At 67.9% G+C, this 6,563-nt stretch carries 6 protein-coding genes and 1 riboswitch; of the genes, 2 read left to right on the top strand and 4 right to left on the bottom strand.

The annotated features are described in order from the left end of the window. The 3 genes from ACTHLF_RS14435 to metF form a co-directional block, all read right to left on the bottom strand. On the bottom strand, nucleotides 1-578 hold a 578-nt coding region (locus ACTHLF_RS14435; protein WP_440328040.1), incomplete at its 3' end, for an aminotransferase class IV. 74 nt (nucleotides 579-652) lie between these two features. Then, entirely contained in the window at nucleotides 653-1,183 is a 531-nt protein-coding gene (locus tag ACTHLF_RS14430) for a DUF4124 domain-containing protein (RefSeq protein ID WP_440328039.1), read from the bottom strand. A gap of 66 nt (nucleotides 1,184-1,249) precedes the next feature. Then, complete coding sequence (gene metF / locus ACTHLF_RS14425) at nucleotides 1,250-2,074, bottom strand: methylenetetrahydrofolate reductase [NAD(P)H] (RefSeq protein WP_440328038.1); 825 nt, start codon at nucleotides 2,072-2,074, stop codon at nucleotides 1,250-1,252. Nucleotides 2,075-2,200: 126 nt separating this feature from the next. Between metF and ACTHLF_RS14420 the strand changes: the two genes are divergently transcribed. Next, nucleotides 2,201-2,656 carry a DUF4232 domain-containing protein gene (locus ACTHLF_RS14420; protein WP_440328037.1) on the top strand — a complete coding sequence of 152 codons (456 nt, stop codon included), beginning with the start codon at nucleotides 2,201-2,203 and terminating at the stop codon, nucleotides 2,654-2,656. A 165-nt stretch (nucleotides 2,657-2,821) separates the two neighbouring features. Here the strand turns inward: ACTHLF_RS14420 and ahcY are convergent, their stop codons facing one another. After that, nucleotides 2,822-4,255, bottom strand: a complete 1,434-nt coding sequence (gene ahcY / locus ACTHLF_RS14415; RefSeq protein WP_440328036.1) for an adenosylhomocysteinase — start codon at nucleotides 4,253-4,255, stop codon at nucleotides 2,822-2,824. A 19-nt stretch (nucleotides 4,256-4,274) separates the two neighbouring features. Next, nucleotides 4,275-4,357: riboswitch (S-adenosyl-L-homocysteine riboswitch) on the bottom strand. A gap of 94 nt (nucleotides 4,358-4,451) precedes the next feature. On the opposite strand from ahcY, the gene ACTHLF_RS14410 reads away from it, so the two are divergent. Further along, nucleotides 4,452-6,563: phosphoenolpyruvate carboxylase (locus ACTHLF_RS14410; RefSeq protein WP_440328035.1), on the top strand; the 2,112-nt coding region annotated here is incomplete at its 3' end.

The following is a 6,563-nucleotide window of genomic DNA, read 5'->3' as shown; positions in this document are numbered from 1 at the left end:
CCTTCGCTGAGCAGGCCGGTCGAGGCCAGGGCGATGCCCTCGCCGAAACCGAGGCGGCGCGCTTCACGCGCGATCAGCTGGCCGGAGAGATAGTTGCCGCCGGCCTTGGCACCCGCCGGGATCGTGTTCGGGGCGAAACGCTGCCAGCTCGACACGCAGGCATCGATGCCGTTCTGGAGTGCCTCGGGTCCGAGGTACGGGCCCATCGGCCACGTGGCCACGGCGACGTCGATCGGCGTTTCGGCGGAGAGGCCGAAGCCACCCAGGCCGCGGTAGGCCACCGGGCGCAGGTACGACGCGCGCTGGTTGTTCTTCTTGATGACCGCGCGGCAGGCTTCGGCCAGCTCGTCGACGGTGTAGGGCAGTTCCATGTCGTAGATCTTGGCCGACAGGAAGAGACGATTCAGGTGGTCGGTGAGGCGGAAGATCGCCGCGCCTTCCGGCGTCTCGTAGCTGCGGATACCTTCGAACACGGACGAGCCGTAGTGCAGGGCATGGGCCATCACGTGGGTCGTGGCTTCAGCCCAGGGCTTGATCTGCCCGTTCTGCCAGATCCATTCGGGGTAAGTCTGCGACATGGGAGCGCTCCGGTGGGGACCGCCCATGATAACGGCTAGCGCCCCGCGCTACATGGCGCGGCGCGCCATGCCGGTCACGCGGGCGGGCGGAGCCAGAGGCAGCCGGACTCGCGCACGACGCCGAAGTGGACATGGCGGGACGCCCCGCCGCCCCCGGGGATCCGGGTGACCGCGTCGATGCCCCCGGCTTCGTCCCCCTCCAGCGAGAGCAGGGTCTGTTTGACCGTGGCGTCGAGGTTGCGGATGTTGTCCACGGCGCCATCGCTGCCGTAGCCATTCCACAGGGTCAGGCCGCCGATCCGGTTGGCGTCGCGCCGGTTGAAGGCTTCGGCCACCGCTACCCGCAGGGTCGCCATGTCCTGGGCGCACAGCAGGCCGGTGCTGGGAGCCGTGCCCTGCGGGGCCGCCGAGCTAGATGCCGCCGGTGGGGCGATCGAGCGGGCGCCCAGGTTGCTGCAGGGCTGGTCGGTGAAGACGGGGCTGCCATCCTTGCCCACGCAGCGGTGGACCTCGGTCTGGGCGGCAGCGGGGGCGGCGGCGAACAGCAGGGCGAGCGTGAGGAGCAGGAGGGCGGCGCGGATCACGGTGGCGGCAGGTGGTGGCACGAGCCGCCATCATCGGACACGGCGGCTTAGCGCGCGGTGACGGCGCGCACGTTTGCCATCACGCGTTCACGCCAGCCGCTCGAGGACCGCCGTGGTCGCCCGCGCCCGGTTGATCGTATAGAAATGCAGGCCGGGGGCACCGCCATCGAGCAGGCGCCGGCAGAGTTCGGCCACCACGTCGGCGCCCAGTTCGCGCACGGCCACGGCGTCGTCGCCGTGGGCCTGCATCCGCTTCACGATCCAGCGCGGGATCTCGGCGCCGCACTGCTCGGAGAACCGGCGCAGCTGGCTGAAGTTAGCGATGGGCATGATCCCCGGCACGATCGGCAGGTTAACGCCGAGGCGGGTCACGTCATCCACGAAGCGGAAGTAAGCATCGGGGTTGAAGAAGTACTGGGTGATCGCGCCATTGGCGCCAGCGTCGCACTTGGCCTTGAAGTGGCGCAGGTCGTCGAGCGCGTTCTCGGCCTGGGGATGGATCTCGGGATAGGCGGCCACTTCGATATGGAAGTGATCGCCGCTGTGCTCGCGGATGTAGGCGACCAGTTCCGCGGCGTAGCGGAAGTCGCCCGGCGTGGCCATGCCCGAGGGCAGGTCGCCGCGCAGCGCGACGATGCGTCGGCAGCCGTGCTCCTTGTACTCGTCCAGCAGCGCGCGGATCTCCGCCTTCGTGCCACCCATGCAGGAAAGGTGCGGTGCCACGGAGAGGCCGTGCTGCGCGCGCAGGCGGCGCACGGTGTCACCCGTGTAGCTCAGCGTCGAACCGCCCGCGCCGAACGTCACCGAGACATAGTCGGGTGCATGGTCTTTCAGGCGTTCGACGGCCTTGTCGAGCTGGTCGCGCTGGTCGTCGGTCTTGGGCGGGAAGAATTCGAAGCTGACAGCGGGCATGGCGGGGCACCTGGACACGATGTCGGAAGTATATATCTTTCCATCCAGATGGAAAGATGGCTAATCGACGGTTCACCCGATTCGGGCAAGATGTCGCGTGTCCACCCACCACCCGGAGCCCGGCCCATGCTCGCCTTCACGCCCAATGTCCCGCCTTGCACCGCCGACATGCTCACGCTTTCGACCGATGCCGGCGACGGCGATCTCAACGGCATGTCGCATGCCGGCACGTGGCTGGTGCTGACGAACAAGAGCGGCCATGCCTGCACGGTGCCCGGGCAGCCGACCGTCTCGCTGAAGGATGCGAAGGGCATCGCGTTGCAGGCCGTGCGCAAGGCGCCGGTCGGCATGCATCCCGGTCCCGCCGTGGTGCCGGTAAGGCTCGAGCCCGGCGCGAGCGCACGGGCGTCGTTGCGCTGGGTGTCGGGGGATGTCTACGACAACGGGAAATGCGTGGACGCGGCGAAGGTGGAAGTGCGCTTCGGCAAGCAGGTGCTTTCCGCCGGGCTTAGCGGGCATTTGTGCGGGGAAGGCGCGAAGGCGGCCGAGTTCGAGCAGTCGCCGCTGATGCGTGCGGGGTAATCGCGCGCAAGCGCGCTCCCACAAGGGTGCCTGGCAATCTCTTGTGGGAGCACCCTGGCTGCTTGCGCGGCGCCCAAAAAAAAAGGTGCGCTCCCCAACCCACGAAGCGGCGGTTGTAGGAGCGCACCTTGTGCGCGAATCAAGGCACGGCGGCGAAGCCGCAGCTTAGTAGCGGTAATGATCCGGCTTGTACGGGCCTTCCACCGGCACGCCGATGTAGTCGGCCTGGTCCTGCGTGAGGACGGTCAGCTTCACGCCAATCTGCGCGAGGTGCAGGCGGGCGACTTCCTCGTCCAGCTTCTTCGGCAGGCGGTACACGGTGTTCTCGTACTTGTCCTTGTTCGCCCACAGGTCGAGCTGGGCCAGGGTCTGGTTCGAGAAGCTGTTCGACATGACGAAGCTCGGGTGGCCGTGGGCGCAGCCCAGGTTCACCAGGCGGCCTTCGGCCAGCATGTAGATGCTGTTGCCCGTCGAGGCGAAGGTGTAGCGATCGACCTGCGGCTTGATGTTCTCGCGGGTCGCATCCTTCGACGCGTTCAGGCGATCCATCTGGATCTCGTTGTCGAAGTGGCCGATGTTGCAGACCAGGGCGTTGTTCTTCATCGCCGCCATGTGCTCGAGCGTGATGATGTCCTTGTTGCCCGTGGTGGTGACATAGATGTCGCCGAGGCCCAGCGTGTCTTCGATCGTCGTGACCTGGAAGCCTTCCATCGCGGCCTGCAGGGCGTTGATCGGATCGATCTCGGTCACGATCACGCGGGCACCGAAGCCCTTCAGCGAGTGCGCGCAGCCCTTGCCCACGTCACCGTAGCCGCAGACCACGGCCACCTTGCCGGCGACCATCAGGTCGGTCGCGCGCTTGATGCCGTCGGCCAGCGATTCACGGCAGCCGTACAGGTTGTCGAACTTCGACTTGGTGACCGAGTCGTTGACGTTTATGGCCGGCACCAGCAGCTTTCCGGCTTCGGCCAGCTGGTACAGGCGGTGCACGCCCGTGGTGGTCTCTTCGGAAACGCCCTTCCACTCGGCGGCGATCTTCTTGAACCAGCCCGGACGGGCGGCGGCGGTCTTCTTGACCAGGTCCTTGATGACCTGCTCTTCGTGGTTGCCGCTCGGGGTGTTGACCCAGTCGCTGCCGTCTTCGAGCTCGACGCCCTTGTGGATGAACAGGGTGGCATCGCCACCGTCGTCCACGATGAGCTGCGGGCCGAGCTCACCCGGGTGGGTCAGCATGTCGAGGGTGCAATCCCAGTATTCCTCCAGCGTCTCGCCCTTCCAGGCGAACACCGGCAGGCCGCCGGCGGCCAGGGCGGCGGCGACGTCGTCCTGGGTGGAGAAGATGTTGCACGAGGCCCAGCGGACCGAGGCGCCCAGCTCACGCAGGGTTTCCGCCAGCACGGCGGTTTCCTTGGTGACATGCAGCGAGCCCGAGAGGCGCACGCCCTTCAGCGGCTTCTCGGCGGCGTAGCGCGCGCGGATCTGCATGAGGCCCGGCATTTCCTCTTCCGCCATGCGGATGCGGCGGCGGCCGAGGTCGGCGAGCGAATAGTCGCGGACCTTGAAGTCCTGCGAGGCGGTGTCTTTGGTGACAGCGTTCATGGTGGCGTAGCTCCGGATGGTTACGGGGGCGCCGTTCAACGGTAAGCCATGCCGAGCCTGGCCATCGGGGAAAACCCTCCGGTCGCAGCGCCCCTCGGCGGGCAGGAACAGTCCCTGAGTATATCTCGGAATCCGGATGATCAGATGAATACACTTTTTTATGTACTCTCGGGGTTCGCCCCCAGCAGAGTGACTGATGGAAGCCGCACGCGATCCCGAATTCCTCCCCCACGACGGCCCCCTCCGCGAGGATGTGCGCCGGCTGGGCGCCCTGGTAGGCCAGATGCTGGCCGAGCAGGGCGGCCAGGCCTTTTTTGAACGGGTAGAAGCGGTCCGCACCGCCGCGATCCACCGCCGGCGCAGCGGCGCGGCCGTGGATGCCCTGGCCGGGACCCTGACCGGCCTTGGCGCCAAAGATGCCGAAGCCCTTGCCCGGGCCTTCGCCACCTACTTCCAGGCGGTGAATACCGCAGAGCGCGTCCACCGCATCCGGCGCCGCCGCGACTACCAGCGCGAGGGCGGCGCGCCCCAGCCCGAATCGCTCAGCGCGGTGCTGGGCCAGCTGAAGGCCGAGGGTGTCACCGCCGAAGAGCTGGGCATGCTGCTCGGCAAGCTCGATGTGGAACCCGTGTTCACCGCGCACCCGACCGAGCCGGTGCGGCGTTCCCTGCTTGAAAAGGAGCAGGAGATCGTTCGCGCGCTCGTGGATGAGTTCGATCCGACGCGCACCCCGCAGGAACTGCGCGATGATGACGCACGCATCCTGATGGCGCTTTCCGCCGGCTGGCAGACCGCCGAGGCCTCGCCCGTGCGGCCGAGCGTATCCGATGAGTTCGACCACGTCGGCTTCTACATCTCGCGGCCGATCTATCGCGTGCTGCCCGCGCTGTACGAAGCGCTCGAGCAGGCGATCGCCGAGCATTACGGTGAGGGCGTCAGCGTGCCGCGCGTGCTCCGCTTCGCCACGTGGGTGGGTGGCGACATGGATGGCAACCCCAACGTCAACGCCGACACCATCGCAGCCACGCTCGCCGCGCAGCGCTCGCTCGTGCTCGAGCGTTACGTCGAGGGCGTGCATGAGCTGGGCCGGCTGCTCAGCCAGACCATCGATCGCGTGGAACTCGACGACCGGCTCAGCCGGCGTATCGAGGACTATCGCGAACGCATTCCCGACGTGGCGGCGCGCATCCGGCCGCGGCATGCGGACATGCCGTACCGCACGTTCCTCGCCTTCGTGGCGGCACGCCTCGAAGCGACGTTGCACGAAAGCGACGACGGCTATGCGTCGGCCGCGGAGTTTATCGACGACATTGCGCTGGTCGAAAAGAGCCTGCTCCAGCATGGTGGCCGCCACGCGGGTGCGTATGCCGTGGGCCGCCTGCTGTGGCGCGCGCGAACCTTCGGCTTCCACCTCGCGCGGCTCGACGTGCGCCAGGATGCCCGCGTCCACGACGAGGCGCTGGCCGCGCTGCTCGATGACGCCGGCTGGGCGGAGCGTGACGCGGAAGCACGGGTGAAGACCCTGCGGCCGTATGCAGCGGGCGAACGCAGCTTCGTCGCGGGCGACGACCACGATGCGGCGGGCATGCTGCGCGCGGTGTTCGCCACGCTCGCCGACGCGCGCAAGCGCTACGGCACGGAAGCGACCGGCCTCTACATCATCAGCATGGCGGAGACCGCGGCCGACGTGCTCGCCGTGCTGGCGCTGGCGCGCCGCGGCGGGTTGCTCGAGGACGGGCGTGTACCGCTCGACGTCGCGCCGCTGTTCGAAACCATCGACGACCTGAAGGGTGGGCCCGCGACGTTGCAGGCACTGCTCGACGATCCCGTCTACCGTGCGCACCTCAAGGCGCGCGGCGATCGACAGTGGGTGATGCTGGGTTACTCCGACAGCGGCAAGGATGGCGGCACGCTGGCTTCCAAGTGGAGTCTGCAGCGCGCCCAGGTCGAGCTGCTCGAGGTCGCGGCGAAAGCCGGGATCCGGGTGGCGTTCTTCCACGGCCGCGGCGGTTCCGCCAGCCGCGGTGGCTCACGGATCACGCCGGCGCTGATGGCGTCGCCGCGCGGTTCCGTCGGTGGCGTCCTGCGCGTCACCGAGCAGGGTGAGGTCATCCACCGCAAGTACGGTATTCGCGCCCTGGCCGTGCGCAACCTCGAGCAGACCCTGGGCGCCGTCATGCGTGCCTCGCTGCGCCCGCGCGGCCCCGAGGTGCGCGAGGCCGGCTGGAAGGACGTGATGGTTCGTCTCTCCGACGAAAGCCGCAAGGCGTACCGCGCGTTCGTCGACATGGATGGCTTCGTCGATTAC

Origin of the sequence: Luteibacter sp., assembly GCF_051958795.1 — a bacterium.
Taxonomy (GTDB): domain Bacteria; phylum Pseudomonadota; class Gammaproteobacteria; order Xanthomonadales; family Rhodanobacteraceae; genus Luteibacter.
The sequence above is the reverse complement of the archived record's forward strand: the minus strand, read 5'-3'. Positions and strand labels throughout refer to the sequence as shown.

What these genes read in the sequence shown, in the direction of transcription:
- metF (WP_440328038.1), bottom strand. Translation starts at nt 2,074, where the DNA reads ATGCCCGCTGTCAGCTTCGAATTCTTCCCGCCCAAGACCGACGACCAG.
- ACTHLF_RS14420 (WP_440328037.1), top strand. Translation starts at nt 2,201, where the DNA reads ATGCTCGCCTTCACGCCCAATGTCCCGCCTTGCACCGCCGACATGCTC.
- ahcY (WP_440328036.1), bottom strand. Translation starts at nt 4,255, where the DNA reads ATGAACGCTGTCACCAAAGACACCGCCTCGCAGGACTTCAAGGTCCGC.